The organism is Paenibacillus azoreducens, from assembly GCF_021654775.1.
Lineage (GTDB): Bacteria > Bacillota > Bacilli > Paenibacillales > Paenibacillaceae > Paenibacillus_AQ > Paenibacillus_AQ azoreducens.
Map to the genome: position 1 here is coordinate 6,433,977 of NZ_AP025343.1, position 13,524 is coordinate 6,447,500.

At 45.7% G+C, this 13,524-nt stretch carries 15 protein-coding genes, 16 tRNA genes and 1 rRNA gene (1 of these 32 cut by a window edge); 6 read left to right on the plus strand and 26 right to left on the minus strand.

All coding sequences use genetic code 11. The annotated features are described in order from the left end of the window. Nucleotides 1-206: 206 nt before the first annotated feature. Together L6442_RS28725 and L6442_RS28730 are read left to right on the plus strand one after the other, a co-directional pair. Nucleotides 207-1,817: a sensor histidine kinase gene (locus L6442_RS28725; protein ID WP_237100120.1), complete on the plus strand. Its 1,611-nt coding sequence runs from the start codon at nucleotides 207-209 to the stop codon at nucleotides 1,815-1,817. Nucleotides 1,818-1,844: 27 nt separating this feature from the next. Beyond that, nucleotides 1,845-3,371, plus strand: coding sequence for a response regulator (locus tag L6442_RS28730; protein WP_212981429.1), 1,527 nt, complete (start codon nucleotides 1,845-1,847; stop codon nucleotides 3,369-3,371). Nucleotides 3,372-3,445: 74 nt separating this feature from the next. On the opposite strand, the gene L6442_RS28735 is transcribed toward L6442_RS28730, so the two are convergent. From L6442_RS28735 to L6442_RS28765, 9 genes are all read right to left on the minus strand, one after another. Then, a complete protein-coding gene (locus L6442_RS28735) occupies nucleotides 3,446-3,988 on the minus strand; it encodes a helix-turn-helix transcriptional regulator (protein WP_373871866.1) in 543 nt (180 codons plus the stop codon). A gap of 50 nt (nucleotides 3,989-4,038) precedes the next feature. Next, nucleotides 4,039-4,200, minus strand: a complete 162-nt coding sequence (locus L6442_RS33220; RefSeq protein ID WP_212981427.1) for a hypothetical protein — start codon at nucleotides 4,198-4,200, stop codon at nucleotides 4,039-4,041. A gap of 275 nt (nucleotides 4,201-4,475) precedes the next feature. Further along, entirely contained in the window at nucleotides 4,476-4,646 is a 171-nt protein-coding gene (locus tag L6442_RS33010; RefSeq protein ID WP_336513167.1) for an HNH endonuclease, read from the minus strand. A 178-nt stretch (nucleotides 4,647-4,824) separates the two neighbouring features. After that, on the minus strand, nucleotides 4,825-5,403 hold the full coding sequence (locus L6442_RS28740) for a group II intron reverse transcriptase/maturase (protein WP_237100121.1): 579 nt from the start codon (nucleotides 5,401-5,403) through the stop codon (nucleotides 4,825-4,827). A 52-nt stretch (nucleotides 5,404-5,455) separates the two neighbouring features. Beyond that, entirely contained in the window at nucleotides 5,456-5,758 is a 303-nt protein-coding gene (locus L6442_RS33015; protein ID WP_336513155.1) for a group II intron maturase-specific domain-containing protein, read from the minus strand. A gap of 413 nt (nucleotides 5,759-6,171) precedes the next feature. After that, entirely contained in the window at nucleotides 6,172-6,483 is a 312-nt protein-coding gene (locus L6442_RS28750; RefSeq protein ID WP_237100122.1) for a reverse transcriptase domain-containing protein, read from the minus strand. Nucleotides 6,484-7,093: 610 nt separating this feature from the next. Continuing rightward, nucleotides 7,094-7,480 (minus strand): IS3 family transposase, encoded by a 387-nt coding sequence (locus tag L6442_RS28755; RefSeq protein WP_272880295.1) that lies wholly within the window; start codon nucleotides 7,478-7,480, stop codon nucleotides 7,094-7,096. 168 nt (nucleotides 7,481-7,648) lie between these two features. After that, the gene (locus L6442_RS28760; protein ID WP_212981425.1) at nucleotides 7,649-7,939 is read right to left on the minus strand and encodes a helix-turn-helix domain-containing protein; all 291 of its coding nucleotides are present in this window, start codon (nucleotides 7,937-7,939) and stop codon (nucleotides 7,649-7,651) included. A 73-nt stretch (nucleotides 7,940-8,012) separates the two neighbouring features. After that, the gene (locus L6442_RS28765) at nucleotides 8,013-8,300 is read right to left on the minus strand and encodes an RNA polymerase sigma factor (RefSeq protein WP_212981424.1); all 288 of its coding nucleotides are present in this window, start codon (nucleotides 8,298-8,300) and stop codon (nucleotides 8,013-8,015) included. Nucleotides 8,301-8,796: 496 nt separating this feature from the next. On the opposite strand from L6442_RS28765, the gene L6442_RS28770 reads away from it, so the two are divergent. The 4 genes from L6442_RS28770 (at nucleotide 8,797) to L6442_RS28785 (ending at nucleotide 11,465) form a co-directional block, all read left to right on the plus strand. Next, nucleotides 8,797-9,180, plus strand: coding sequence for a sigma-70 family RNA polymerase sigma factor (locus L6442_RS28770; RefSeq protein ID WP_212981423.1), 384 nt, complete (start codon nucleotides 8,797-8,799; stop codon nucleotides 9,178-9,180). A gap of 72 nt (nucleotides 9,181-9,252) precedes the next feature. Further along, nucleotides 9,253-9,462: a helix-turn-helix domain-containing protein gene (locus L6442_RS28775; RefSeq protein WP_212981422.1), complete on the plus strand. Its 210-nt coding sequence runs from the start codon at nucleotides 9,253-9,255 to the stop codon at nucleotides 9,460-9,462. Between the two features lie 458 nt (nucleotides 9,463-9,920). Beyond that, on the plus strand, nucleotides 9,921-10,190 hold the full coding sequence (locus L6442_RS28780) for a helix-turn-helix domain-containing protein (protein ID WP_212981421.1): 270 nt from the start codon (nucleotides 9,921-9,923) through the stop codon (nucleotides 10,188-10,190). Between the two features lie 75 nt (nucleotides 10,191-10,265). Beyond that, nucleotides 10,266-11,465: a tyrosine-type recombinase/integrase gene (locus L6442_RS28785; RefSeq protein WP_212981420.1), complete on the plus strand. Its 1,200-nt coding sequence runs from the start codon at nucleotides 10,266-10,268 to the stop codon at nucleotides 11,463-11,465. Between the two features lie 47 nt (nucleotides 11,466-11,512). Here the strand turns inward: L6442_RS28785 and L6442_RS28790 are convergent. The 17 genes from L6442_RS28790 to L6442_RS28870 all read right to left on the minus strand — a co-directional run. Beyond that, nucleotides 11,513-11,596: transfer RNA gene (locus tag L6442_RS28790), tRNA-Leu, on the minus strand. A gap of 182 nt (nucleotides 11,597-11,778) precedes the next feature. Further along, a tRNA-Arg gene (locus L6442_RS28795) sits at nucleotides 11,779-11,852 on the minus strand. A gap of 14 nt (nucleotides 11,853-11,866) precedes the next feature. Further along, nucleotides 11,867-11,940 (minus strand) — tRNA-Cys (locus tag L6442_RS28800). A gap of 5 nt (nucleotides 11,941-11,945) precedes the next feature. Next, nucleotides 11,946-12,020: transfer RNA gene (locus tag L6442_RS28805), tRNA-Gly, on the minus strand. Between the two features lie 6 nt (nucleotides 12,021-12,026). Next, a tRNA-Gln gene (locus L6442_RS28810) sits at nucleotides 12,027-12,101 on the minus strand. Between the two features lie 14 nt (nucleotides 12,102-12,115). Continuing rightward, nucleotides 12,116-12,191, minus strand: a tRNA-His gene (locus L6442_RS28815). Between the two features lie 14 nt (nucleotides 12,192-12,205). After that, nucleotides 12,206-12,279 (minus strand) — tRNA-Trp (locus L6442_RS28820). A gap of 6 nt (nucleotides 12,280-12,285) precedes the next feature. Beyond that, a tRNA-Tyr gene (locus tag L6442_RS28825) sits at nucleotides 12,286-12,371 on the minus strand. 4 nt (nucleotides 12,372-12,375) lie between these two features. Continuing rightward, a tRNA-Thr gene (locus L6442_RS28830) sits at nucleotides 12,376-12,451 on the minus strand. A gap of 21 nt (nucleotides 12,452-12,472) precedes the next feature. Then, nucleotides 12,473-12,548: transfer RNA gene (locus L6442_RS28835), tRNA-Phe, on the minus strand. A 175-nt stretch (nucleotides 12,549-12,723) separates the two neighbouring features. Beyond that, nucleotides 12,724-12,800, minus strand: a tRNA-Asp gene (locus L6442_RS28840). A gap of 33 nt (nucleotides 12,801-12,833) precedes the next feature. Further along, nucleotides 12,834-12,907, minus strand: a tRNA-Met gene (locus tag L6442_RS28845). Between the two features lie 31 nt (nucleotides 12,908-12,938). Continuing rightward, nucleotides 12,939-13,014, minus strand: a tRNA-Val gene (locus tag L6442_RS28850). Between the two features lie 11 nt (nucleotides 13,015-13,025). Further along, nucleotides 13,026-13,097: transfer RNA gene (locus tag L6442_RS28855), tRNA-Glu, on the minus strand. A gap of 10 nt (nucleotides 13,098-13,107) precedes the next feature. Next, nucleotides 13,108-13,199 (minus strand) — tRNA-Ser (locus tag L6442_RS28860). A gap of 4 nt (nucleotides 13,200-13,203) precedes the next feature. Continuing rightward, nucleotides 13,204-13,279: transfer RNA gene (locus tag L6442_RS28865), tRNA-Asn, on the minus strand. 154 nt (nucleotides 13,280-13,433) lie between these two features. Beyond that, nucleotides 13,434-13,524: ribosomal RNA gene (locus L6442_RS28870) — 23S ribosomal RNA — on the minus strand; it runs 2,838 nt beyond the window's last position.

Consider the following 13,524-nt stretch of genomic DNA (forward strand, 5'->3'; position numbering starts at 1 on the left):
GCAGGAAGGACGATACCCCATGTTCTCATTTATTCCACACTTATTCCGAAAAGCCTGGGTGTTCTTCGCTAACCTGTCCATGCAAAAAAAAGCTGGTTATCATCTTCGTATTTCTAGTATCTCTGCCCATCACCTATGTCAGCTACTCATCGTACCGAGCAAATTCCAATTCCATCCTAAATAATATGACCAACTCGGCAGGCCAAATGACTGACAACGCGATGGACAAAGTGGATCGCTATATCGCTGATCTAAAACGCTATACCATACTTCCACTCTATAACAAAGACGTAGAGAGGCATTTGGATCAACGCGGGACGGATTGGGATAAGAACACGAGTATTAATATGTTCCTCATGTATCTGGCAAATATGAAAGAGGAAATTGCCGCAGTCTATATGACCGATCGGTTTGGAACAGTTTTCTACAATAAAAAGCCCGGCATTAACGAGGTCTATCCTGAGGATCGATTTGCAGAATGGGAGATGCGGACGCAGGAGGCCGGCGTCTCCCCCGTCCTGCTGGGCACGCACTCGATCCGAATCAACGGTTCGGAACAGCGGCAGGTGTTCACAATAATGCGGGGCATTCAATCGGTCAGCACGCTGAAGAACATCGGAATCATCGTCATTGACGTAGATATCCGTTTATTCGAAGAGATTATCCAGCCGTTAAACACAGTCACTCATGGCAATACCTTTATTGTCGACGAGCAAGGAAAAGTCGTATATAACCACGATCCTTCGATGCTAGGCCAAGATTTAAGCGGCAGTTCCCAGCTTCGACAGGCTACTGATCAGCGCGGGCACTTCGAGCTGGAGATCGAAGGCAAGCCGTACATTTCGGTATACAGCGTGTCTGAAAGCACGGGATGGACGACAATTACCTATATCCCGCTGACCGAGTTGCTCGCGCCGATGAAGCTAAGCCGAAACGCCCTTATGATAACGACGTTGATTATTATATTCTTTGCCCTGGCGGTAGCTATCTTTATTTCCTACGCGCTGACCAAGCCGCTCACCCGTACGGTGCGATTAATGAAGCAGGTGCAGCGTGGTAATCTGGACGTCCACGTTCAGGTAAAATATAACGATGAAATCGGCAGACTCAGCAGTCATTTCAATCGCATGATTCTCCGGATTCAGGAGCTGCTGCAGGAAGTTTACGAAACTGAGAAAAGCAAACAAAAAGCGGATATACTCGCTTTGCAAAACCAAATTAATCCGCACTTCATATATAACACGCTGGAATCGATTCGCATGCTGGCCGAGCTCAATGATGATGATCGTGTGGCCGAGCTCACTTATTTACTTGGTTTGCTCCTAAGATACAGCATCACGCGCAGCGATGAGACGGTAACGATCGAACAGGAGCTAAGCCATGTCCAAAACTATTTGCACTTGCTGCAAATTCGTTTTCCGGACAAATTAGAATTTCATATCTCCGTTCCGCAGAACTTCTATCATCTGTCGATCATTAAGCTGGTCTTTCAACCGATAGTAGAGAATGCGGTATTTCACGGACTCGAGAAGCAGGAGAAACCCGGCACGATCACGATCACCGCTTGGAACGAAGGAATGGACGCCATATTTAAAATTCGCGACGACGGCATAGGTATGGATAAAGAAAGATTGGCCCAGTTGAACCGCAGCCTAACCGATGGAAAGGTAGATAAATTCGGTATCGGACTGCGTAATGTCAACGAAAGAATCCGCCTTCACTATGGCGACAGCTCGAACTTAACCGTTGATAGCAAGCCAGGGGAAGGAACAACGGTTACATTAAAGATTGCGGGTCTCCTGAGGGACGAAGGATAGCATACGCTATAGAAGGGAGAATTTCTAATGCTTCGAATCGTACTAGTCGATGACGAAACCTCAATTCGCGAAGGACTAGCCAAAATAATCAGTAAAGAGAACGCTGGATTTATCGTAGCCGGTATTTGCTCTAACGGGCAGGAGGCATTGAAGTTTATTGAATCAACAGACGAGGATGTAGATGTAGTTATTACAGATATTCGCATGCCGCTTGTTGACGGATTGGAGCTCATCAAGCAGTTGAAATCCATTCAGCCGGATATCCGGTGCATTATTATGAGCGGATTCACTGATTTCGAGTACGCCCGTCAGGCGCTTCGTTATTCTGCGGTAGACTACCTGCTCAAGCCGATTAACAAGAAGCAGCTGTTCAAGCTGCTCTATGAGCTGGAAAGAGAGAAGGAAGCCTGTCTTGGCAAAGAGCAGCGCTACCTCACCGGGGTTCTGCTTTCTTATTTGAAGAGTTCCACCTCCCTTTGCAGCAAGCTGCCTGAGTTGAGCCTGCAGTTGCCCTACTTTACTGTACATGTCCTGCGCAGCTGCGATATAGACGCGCTTCATGCCCGACTGAATCTAGCGGTTTTAGACTGGGCTGGTTCTAGCGATATCGTGGATACAGGAGACGGTACGCTCGCACTGATAAGCTACTTTTCACAGGAACCACGCGTGGAGCTTGTTAAGAAGCTATTGGCTCAACTGCGCCCAGCTCTCGTTTCCGTCGGGGTTGTCCGTGCTGGTTCCAGCCGCGTATATCAACAGGCAGCTCAATTAAGCGAAGCCTACAGCGAAGCGCTACGGGCTTGTGACTACGGATTGTACGATTATTCTACTTGGAGCGGCTGGCACTACGACGACTTGCCGCATCCTGAGCCCGACATCACGGATTGGTTCATCCGCACAAGGGAAATGCTAGGCGAGCATATGCAGATATTGAATACGTCCCAAATAAAAGCCGATCTGGAGAAATTGTTTGGCGAGCTCAAACAAGTCAAGGCCTCTCGGCAATCGATCATCTTATTATGCCGACTTATTTTCGATACAGCATTAGCCGAACTTCCAGAATGGAGATCTTTCTACGATACCGCGGTCGAAGAGCAGCTCAGGGAACAGATGCTGACCTGTCTTGCTTTTGAAGAGCTAAAAGGTTTATTCTTCTCCTTTTTTCTTAAAGGACTCGAAGAAATCCGGGCAAATCGTCTCCAATTGGCGGACAGGTCGGTTGAAACGGTCAAGCGTTGGATTCGCGAGAACTACGATCAGCAAGCGGAGCTTAGCAGCCTGGCCAACATGGTATACCTGACCCCGAGCTATCTCAGCAAGCTCTTCAAACAAGAGACAGGCATGACGATTACCGATTACTTAATCGAAATGCGGATTAAGAAAGCAAAGCATTTACTCAAAACATGCCCTGACTTGAAAATCCACGAAATCGGCTGTGAGGTAGGCTACCCTGATCCGGCTTATTTTAACAAGCTGTTCAAACGTGTCGTCGGTGTGACGCCTAGTGAATATAAGAAGATAAATCCACTGAACTCCTCCCTATCGAAAGAATAAAAAAAACTTGATGCTTCAACAACCAGAGCATCAAGTTTTTTCCTTGGTTAGCATTTTATCCGGTGCGCATGATTTTACAGGTTATTTATTCTTGTAAAGCGCGCTTTACGATAATGCACCGGGGTAAAGCCAGTATGCTTCTTAAAGAGAGCATGGAAATACTGCCGGCTGCCAATCCCCACATAATCTGCAATATCGGCAACCGGAATATCCGTGTGCAGCAGCATAGATGCCTTGTCCATCCGCAGCCGCGTTAGATATTGCATCAACGTCTCGCCCGTATGATTCTTAAAAATACGCTGTAAATAGCCCGGATGCAGATTGACAATCCCTGCTACATCCTGCACATGGATTTCCTGGTCATAGTTCTCATGCAGATAATTGAGGCACTGCTTTACATAATGATCGTATTCCTGCTGTCCGCTTGTGCTATACTCCTGTCTTAGCCGTCCAAGCGAGATGAGCAGCTGGGCAAACAATAGTCGCACCATGGCCTGACCCTGGACAAGCCTGTCATGCTGCTGCATCCCTGCTGCCGGGCCCCCAAGGGCTTGGCTTGTTCCAGTCTCTCCCCTGCCATTTCTGGCAGTTGGGACTTCATGTCCGATGCGATCCAACTCCAACACCAAGCTTTTTAACGTATAATAAATACCCTCTGGATCCCGCATCACGATGTAGTCAAATGGGGAAGCAGCATCATGGTTACGCTATCCCCGCTATCATCAAGATATTGCCGTGCTATTCCGCCTTTGTTCGAACCCAGAAATACACGCTCCCCGTTTTCCAACGTAACCTCGCGTATCCGTTCTCTCCCTCGAATATCCGACAACGGCTATGTTCAATCTCCAATTCGTCCATGACCCGGTTGATATAGTGGGCAACTTGGTCATTACCGAATTTATATGAGGATTTTGCAGAAATCTGAGCCCTTGCTAGATAAGGATTTTTCTAGAGTAAAGGGCTGAATATTTCAGCTCCTCCTCATCAAACCGTACATGAGTAGAGTAGGCGACCAGCGAGTTACTAAACACCACTTTTCCAATCGCCCCTCTCAGAACGGAGCATGCAAGTTTCCTGTGCGCTCCGCTCGCCAGTGGTTAATTGTCAGCTAACTTCGATGTTAGCGATTTTCTTACCGTCATATTTACCCGAATGGATGCTGGCATGACATTCATGGCATACGGCGAGCGTCTTTTTTCTCATCGCGATCATGCGTTTCATCCACTCGGTTTTTTCTTTTCTACCGTTGTTTTCAAGGTCTCTCAGTTTGTTGATGTGGTCATTTCGATGTTTCCTTTAGCCCCGCACAACTCACATGTGTCATTCAACAAACGATCAATCAGCTGACTCTTAATACTAAACACTTTTCTGTTGGCATCGCATCTACAATGACGGCATCCTTTTTGTATCCGAGCTTAAACCCACCGAAGTAAGCGACCAACGGCTTTTTACCTTAGCGCTTCACTTCCGTTTGAAGCACCTTGTAGCTTTGCCCATCCGTTTCGCGCGTCATTTTGTATTTCTTAAATATTTTGTTCGGCGTTGATTTAAACTTGTTCGCAAGGGTTCGTGCTAGAGACCATTCCATCGTTTGCTTGAGGCTGTGCAATTGATGCGCATTATAAGCAAGCAGGTAGTATTGTGCGAATCCCCGGAATTCGGACTGGTATTGCGCAATGATGTCGAAATCGGAATTCATCGTCCGTTCTTTGCGGTGAGTTGGTTTTCCGCCTTTTTTATACTGTCTTGCCTTGTCCTTCATCTTCCCGTCCGGAATGCGAAGTCCGATGCTCCCATTAATACTGCGCTGCCCGCGCTGGTCACGTTTCGTGTCCTGTTGCAGAACATGAATGTCATAACCGAGAAATCGCGCTTTTTCCGTCTTCGCATGCGTAATCAAGGTTTTCTCTTCACTGAGCGTTAGCTTTAATTCAGTCGCAAGGAAGCTTTTAACTTCTTCTTTGATCTTGATCGTTTCGTGCTTCGGACCGGAAAAACCAAGCAGCCGGTGAGTAGCCCGAGGGAATTGCACCCTCAGGGCCTCTCAGAACCGGACGTGAACCTCTCGGCTCATCCGGCTCCCATTATCCAGCCGCAGGCAGTATTCCTAACTGCCAATGTGCAAACAGTTCGGGAATGTTCTTCGCTAGTCGCCCTAGCCACCGAATAGCCCACGTCTTGTGACTCTCCAACTTCTTGTATTTCCGCCGAGCCCACTTGACGAGCGCATCATTCATATGACGCAGAACAGGATATAATTGTGACTTGTAAAAGTGCCCATAGTAGTTAATCCAACCCCTGACGGAAGCATTGAACATTCTTGACAGGTAATCAATTTCCAAATCCGGGTTCAAATGCATCCGCCATCCTCTTATCGTCTGCCTCATCGCTTTGCACGCCTTGTTGCTTACTGCTGATGTGAAGTTGATGAAGTATTTTCCCCATCTGTTCTTTGACCGCCTTGGCCGAAAGGTGTACCCCAGAAAGTCAAACTTGTTTTCGAGATGATCCCCTCTGCGGTCATCATCTTTGCAATAGACAATCCGGGTTTTCTCCGGATGAAGTTCGAGTTTACATTGTTTGAACCGTTCTTTGAGGCACTCCAGCAGTTGTTCAGCCTCTTCTTTCGTTCGGCAGTGGATGACTCTGCATCATCCGCATATCTTGCCCACGGATTTTGGGGTTGTTCCCTTGCCATCCACTTGTCGAACGTGTAGTGCATGAACAAATTTGCAAGTACCGGACTGATGACACCGCCTTACGGCGTGCCGGAGGTCCTCTCTTTTTTTGCTCCCGTCCTTCATTTGGAAGGGGCCGTCAACCATCTTTGGATGTAGAGAATGACCCACGGGCAGTCCGTATGTTTTCTAACTGCTTTTATGAGCAGCTCATGGTCGATGTTGTCGAACAGACCTTTAATGTCAAACTCCAACACCCAGTCATATCGCCAGCATCTGGTTCTGGTCACTCGAACCGCATCATTTGCGGATTTTCCCGGTCTGTACCCGTAGGAGTCAGGATGAAAGATTGGTTCCACTAACGGCTCGAAGTACAGCTTGGCTGTCATTTGCGCAATACGGTCGGCTACAGTCGGGACGCCCAGTATTCTCACCCCGCCGTTCTTCTTCGGTATTTCTACCGCTTTGACTGGCGGTGGAAAGTAACTTCCCGAGGACATCCGGTTCCAGATTTTGTAGAGGTTGTCTTTCAGGTTGGCTTCAAACTCCTGAATCGATTCGTCGTCGACTCCGGCCGCTCCTCTTGTTCACTTTGACCAGCTTGTACGCTTCCCAAACCATGTGCCTTGAAATTTCATACGGCTTTGTTTTGTCCATTTGTTCCTCCCACTTTCGCGGTTGACGCATTTTCAAACCGGGATAACACAGCCCCTTGGCTCCGCCACCTTTTCAGTGGGTTCATCACTACTACGGGCTATTCCACCCCTATAACTCCGCATCTGTACTTTCATCCTTGCGGGATTTCCGCTTGGATTTTCCCATTGCCATCGGAGTCGTAGGTTCCCACGTTCCGAAGATTCTGCTATCTCATTTTCAAAAACGGAATTATGCAAAATCTCATTTACAAACCTGCTTAACATCATAACTTAAAATATGGATTATCATTATCCCGATTTCTCAATTGGCGAGGTAACTCAATTTTTAGTATAAGGCTGACTACCATCTACCGGGCTAAGTTATTATCTTCTTAGCTTCAGGCGTCTTCTAAAATAAAGCCACGCACTTTCGAGAAGCAAAATAATTAAAATTAAGTAGATGAATGAATACGATGGACTGGATTGACTTATCCTTCGTACACAAGTCCTTAATGGCAGAGAGATACAACCATGTATCTCCAACAGCATATTGCGTGATGTCAGTCACCCATTTTTGGTCAGGTGCTTCTGCTGTAAAATCACGCTGCAGTAGATTTTTAGCTCCCCGAGGAACTAAGCCATCTCCCTGAGGATTCGACTTACGTTTACGGCGTATAATCGATCTAAATCCCATCACTTGCATCAAACGCAAAACTTTTTTATGCTTGACCTTCCAACCTTCACGCTCAAGCTCTCCCTGGATACGTCGGTAACCGTACTTCATTTGTCGCTTCACATAAATATCGTCTGGATAGGCTCCTTCAGTTCTTTATCAGGGTCCTCACTTTGTCTCTTTAAATATTGATAGTATCCGCTCCGTGAAAGCTGTAACTACTCACACAACTGCTGGACCGTAAATTGCTCGCTTAAAGCTTTGACCACCTGCCGTTTTCTTGCACACCTCCTAATTCAAGATTGCTAACCACTTTTTTAAAACAGCATTCTCCATCTCCAAACGCCTAATATATCGATATTCTTCGGTTGTTTCCCGAAATGGATTTCCCCTGTGATCCTCGAATACAAGCTCACCTTCCTCACGATACTTTCTCATCCATCTTTTCTCTCGATCTTTATCATGAATCCCCAGGTGTTCTGTGATCTCTCGATATGTCCACTTCTCCTCCAAATGCAGCCGAATGGCTTCACGTTTTACGGATTCTGGATAATGCTGAAACTTCAGACCTTTTTTCGCCATGAAAATTGCACCCCTTAGATTTCATCGGATTAACCAAGGGGGTTTTCCAATGTCTATTCTACGGGGTGCACTTTTAACTTTCCTTAAGAAGTTTTTTAACTTCCGCAAATAATTTAATGCCACATTTCGAGTAGTGAGCTTTGCAATGATTTATATCCTCCGTATAAGGCTTTTTCTTCAGGGATTTTAGAAAAGACTCCTGAATGACATCTTGTGCAAGATCATAGTCCTGAATAATATATAGCACCATATTATAGTTCAATGAATGAAATGAACGATAAACCTCACGTTGTGTAATCTCATCCAACAAAGAAAAGCTGGGTGAAATGAGTTGAAGCAAATCATCATCAGAGTATTCCATCTATTGTATCATTCCCTTGGATTTATGAAAGAGATTTTTATAGTTACTTTGATTAAATAAAAAATTTGCACTTACCTTTATGGCGCACTTCAAAACATAGTGTCAAAAAATAGAAAACATCTGAACATTCCGCAAGCTGGGTTGGGCTACCAATCCAGCTTTGAGGAATAACAGATACACAACAAGTATACCGATATTTCGCTATCTTTTCCAGATGTAGCAACTTAACAAGTCAGCCACCAAGCAAGACGACATTTAAGAGCTACGCTTTGACTTCTCCGTTCGCTCACCTCCCTTCGCGACCGTAAAGACGAATATCATCTCCCTTTTCATAGCCTTCAACAATCCAATTTGTGTAGCCGATAGAAACGTTCCAAAACTGTGGAATGTTTCTATCGGCAATTTTTCTTTCATAAACACTTTCGAGACATTGGTTGCATTTTCCATATCCAGTTCCTATTTAGTTGATAAGAACTAGAATAGGGAGTGATATCGAATGAATGTCAACGAAGAAATGAAAGAACTTGTCGGACAAGCCTTCATTAGTTACGCCAAAAAGTGCCTTAAACATGCTAGAAGGGATTATTACATGAAAGAAAACCGTGAATTATATCGGATAACCTTTCTGAGTGACCTTCCCTTTGATATTGGCATCCTTGACGTGCCTTCTCATCTTTATCCTAGTGAGGATTATATTCTGTTACTCCAAGCGGGCAGCAAGCTGAAATTAAGCGCTAGTGAAAAAAAGATTCTATTTATGAAGTTCTTTGAAGACATGACAGATAAGGATATCTCAGAGGTTCTTGGCATCACCAGACAAGCCGTAAGCAAGTCAAAGGCACAACTTTTAATAAAATTGCGAAAATATATGATGGATTAACTTACATAGGAAAGGAACAAGAAACTTCAACAGCTTAGCATTTTTCTATGTTAGTTGTGGGGAGGTATAATCATGCAGCAAATTTTCTTCCTTCTTATAGAAGCACAGAGAGGCAATCCAGATGCAGAAGCTCAACTGTTATCCATGTTTGAACCGCTTATTTATAAGCTTTCACAACAGCATGGCTTATTTGACGAGGACTGTAAGCAACACTTGACCATAGAATTTATCTTGGCTGTTCGTCGTTTCGATCTCAGTCGTTATTTAGAAATACAAGCTTAAATGAGAAATAAATTTAAAATGGGAAAGCCGAGGTTGCCTTTTTACTTCTGCTCTCCCATTTCTTATATAGAGACAACGTTAGCTATATGTCTCTATCATAAATATAGCCGTTCATTGAAAACTGAATATTTGCCGTTCCAAGTACGTTCCTCTTGTGCCTGTAACAGGGAAGCGACGATAGCGGATGCGCCAAGACGGTCTATGATACTTATTAGCATGGACAAGAGCGATAACGTTTCGCTTTCAATCAGCCTATGGTGGGCTGATCGCCAAGACCCGCAAGAGGGTATCATGATACTTCTGCCTGGCCAGCGTCACTGCATTGGGGGCAGCCCGCTCGGATGAGGGGGAGTTTCGCAAGAAGCTATGTGCGCGGACTAACCACCTGCGGCTTGGATCGCATTCTTTTATTATACATACCCCTAATCCTTGTATTTGAAAGGAGGTGTGTCACGATTATGCAAATCGACTATGGTATTCCATCGGATACATTAAAGGCTTATTCGCTCATGTTTCAGGATTACCCGGACGTCGTCAATGTCGTTCAAATGTGTGAAATGCTCGGAGGAATTAGCACCAAGACAGGATATAAGCTTTTACAGGCTAATAAAATCAACCACTTCAAAATAGGCAGAGCGTATAAAATCCCCAAAGCAGCTATTATTGCTTATCTCCACAGCATCATGACTCATCAACCGAATTCCCACTGTGACGCTTTAGTGCATTGAATCATCTATTTTACTATGGTATATTTAAAGTGTCAATGGTGGGATCGGTGCTGCTAACCAAGGAGGTATTAAAACATGGTTGCAGGCCACCTACAGGAGAAAAAAGGTCTTTTTTACATTGTTCTAAATTATAAGGACGAGGAGGGAAAGCGAAAAAGTAAATGGCTCGCTACGGGCTTGCCCGTCAAAGGCAACAAGAAAAAAGCGGAATCTCTGCTCATGGATGCCCGCAGAAATTTTGAATTAAAGCCAAATGAAGAAGCCGAAAAAGTACAGGAAAAACAAATCACCGAAGAAAACACAGATGTTGACCAAGTCTTATTTGCAGACTACATGCTGGATTGGCTGGAAACGGTGAAGCATAGGATCGAACTCATCACATATATCTCGTATGTTAACGCAGTAAAAGGACGTATCGTTCCTTACTTTCGAGAAAAAGGCACTACACTCCAGGAATTAAAACCACATCACATTCAGGATTTTTATAGTCATGCCTTAAATGAATGGAAAGTTAGTGCTAACACAGTCATTCATTATCATGCCAATATCCGTTCAGCACTTCAGCAGGCGTTCATTACGGATCGAATTTCTTCCAATCCTGCCGACAAGATCATTCGTCCGAAGAAGGAACCATTTGTAGGCAGCTCATACAGCGCTTCAGAAGTCAATCAACTTTTGGAAATTGTAAAAGGCACCAAGATTGAACTGGCTGTGATTCTGGGAGCCTTTTATGGATTAAGGCGAAGTGAAGTGGTGGGACTAAAATGGTCTGCCATTGATCTGGTCAATAAGACCATCACGATCAAGCATACCGTCACGTCTGGTTCTCTGGATGGGAAGCTGATCACGATTGAGAAGGATCGAACAAAGAACAAGGCAAGTCTTCGTACGCTGCCCCTTGTAGATGCTTTCTATGACCTTCTGGTGCAAATGAAGGAGCAACAGGAAATCAATCAACAACTCTTCAAGGGTTCTTACTGCAAGGATTATATCGGTTATATTTATGTGGATGCCATGGGAGATCGAATCAAACCTAACTACATCACCCAACATTTTGCGCTTGTACTAAAGAAGAATGGCATGCGTCATATCCGCTTTCATGATCTTCGCCATAGCTGTGCAAGCCTTTTGTTGGCGAATGGCGTCAGCATGAAGGAAGTTCAAGAGTGGTTAGGTCATAGTGATTATTCCACCACAGCAAATATTTATTCGCACTTAGAGTACAGCTCCAAAGTTTCTTCAGCCAACACCATGAATGAGGTCATAAAAATATAAAAAAAGCTCATTAGAAATGACTTCTAATGAACCATTGCTTTTTATGATGGTACCGGTGAGAGGACTCGAACCTCCACGGATCTCTCCAAACGATTTTGAGTCGTTCGCGTCTGCCATTCCGCCACACCGGCACATTTTATAGTCTCCATCGCTCCTCTGGATAAAGGAGAGAACTACAGGAGAGAACTTTTGAAACACCTTTTGAAGAATCAAGTAATACCAAGGCTTTAGCGGTTATTTCTTCGACTTACGCTCACGATTTTGAGTCCGCCGCGTCTGCCATTCCGCCACACCAGCAAGTAATGAGATGAAACGCGCCCTAAGAGATTCGAACTCCTGACCTTTTGATTCGTAGTCAAACGCTCTATCCAGCTGAGCTAAGGGCGCATGTTTGGTTGTAATGGAGGCGCCACCCAGATTCGAACTGGGGATAAAGCTTTTGCAGAGCTGTGCCTTACCACTTGGCTATGGCGCCATATATGGAGCGGACGACGGGAATCGAACCCGCGACCCTCGCCTTGGCAAGGCGATGCTCTACCGCTGAGCCACGTCCGCATAAACTGGCTGGGGATATAGGATTCGAACCTATGCATGACGGAGTCAAAGTCCGTTGCCTTACCGCTTGGCTAATCCCCAACAAGCAAGTTAAATGGGGCGATCGATGGGACTTGAACCCACGAATGCCGGAGCCACAATCCGGTGCGTTAACCCCTTCGCCACGACCGCCATATTAAATTCATTGGCAGGGGCAGCAGGAATTGAACCCACACTAACGGTTTTGGAGACCGCTGTTCTACCTTTAAACTATGCCCCTATATACTGGTGGAGGCTGATGGATTCGAACCACCGAACTCGTACGAGAACAGATTTACAGTCTGCTGCGTTTGGCCACTTCGCTAAGCCTCCACAATGGTGCCGGCGAGAGGACTTGAACCCCCAACCTACTGATTACAAGTCAGTTGCTCTACCAATTGAGCTACACCGGCTTTTATGCTTTTATCATTTCATGGTGGCTCGGGACGGAATCGAACCGCCGACACGAGGATTTTCAGTCCTCTGCTCTACCGACTGAGCTACCGAGCCTTACTATATCATTTAAAGATGATCAGTGCAACCTCAATTCCTTAAAATCAAGGAAAAGGTAAATGGCGGAACCGACGGGATACTCTCACTTCGTTCGAGACTGCGAAGGCAGTGCTATCGAAGTTGATGCTCCGACGAACCCTTAACGGATTCTCATCCCTGGAGCTAAAATAAATGGCGGAACCGACGGGATTCGAACCCGCGATCTCCTGCGTGACAGGCAGGCATGTTAGGCCTCTACACCACGGTTCCACAGAGGCACTTTCCTATACAAGGAAGTTGTAATTGCGGGGACAGGATTTGAACCTGTGACCTTCGGGTTATGAGCCCGACGAGCTACCGGACTGCTCCACCCCGCGTCAGTAAGTTATCCCACCTATTTAGGATAAATGGTGGAGGCTGAGGGGATCGAACCCCCGACCCTCTGCTTGTAAGGCAGATGCTCTCCCAGCTGAGCTAAGCCTCCATGATAACTAATGACCCGTAGGGGATTCGAACCCCTGTTACCTCCGTGAAAGGGAGGTGTCTTAACCCCTTGACCAACGGGCCATGCATATAATGGCGGAGAGAGAGGGATTCGAACCCTCGAGACGCTTTTGGCGCCTACACGATTTCCAATCGTGCTCCTTCGGCCAACTCGGACACCTCTCCATAATGGCTCCCCGAACAGGACTCGAACCTGTGACAACTCGATTAACAGTCGAGTGCTCTACCAACTGAGCTATCAGGGAACAATAATCAATTCAGGTTTGATCACCTGAAAACTAGATACGAAACGTTTTGCGTTTTAATTCTCCGTAGCATTTCCCGGTTTTTAATCCCGGGGCCCCCGAAAAGTAATCGGAATCATCCGCGAAGCATATGCTTCACTTTTTGGGGTGTTTTTAGGATAAGCCCTCGACCGATTAGTATTGGTCAGCTCCATGCATTGCTGCACTTCCACCTCCAACCTATCTACCTCGTCGTCTTCAAGGGG

Bases quoted from the DNA above. Each gene is read 5' to 3' on its own strand.
- L6442_RS28725 (WP_237100120.1), top strand. From the start codon at position 207: ATGACTGACAACGCGATGGACAAAGTGGATCGCTATATCGCTGATCTA.
- L6442_RS28730 (WP_212981429.1), top strand. From the start codon at position 1,845: ATGCTTCGAATCGTACTAGTCGATGACGAAACCTCAATTCGCGAAGGA.
- L6442_RS33015 (WP_336513155.1), bottom strand. From the start codon at position 5,758: ATGAGGCAGACGATAAGAGGATGGCGGATGCATTTGAACCCGGATTTG.
- L6442_RS28760 (WP_212981425.1), bottom strand. From the start codon at position 7,939: ATGGCGAAAAAAGGTCTGAAGTTTCAGCATTATCCAGAATCCGTAAAA.
- L6442_RS28765 (WP_212981424.1), bottom strand. From the start codon at position 8,300: ATGGAATACTCTGATGATGATTTGCTTCAACTCATTTCACCCAGCTTT.
- L6442_RS28770 (WP_212981423.1), top strand. From the start codon at position 8,797: ATGAATGTCAACGAAGAAATGAAAGAACTTGTCGGACAAGCCTTCATT.
- L6442_RS28775 (WP_212981422.1), top strand. From the start codon at position 9,253: ATGCAGCAAATTTTCTTCCTTCTTATAGAAGCACAGAGAGGCAATCCA.
- L6442_RS28780 (WP_212981421.1), top strand. From the start codon at position 9,921: ATGCAAATCGACTATGGTATTCCATCGGATACATTAAAGGCTTATTCG.
- L6442_RS28785 (WP_212981420.1), top strand. From the start codon at position 10,266: ATGGTTGCAGGCCACCTACAGGAGAAAAAAGGTCTTTTTTACATTGTT.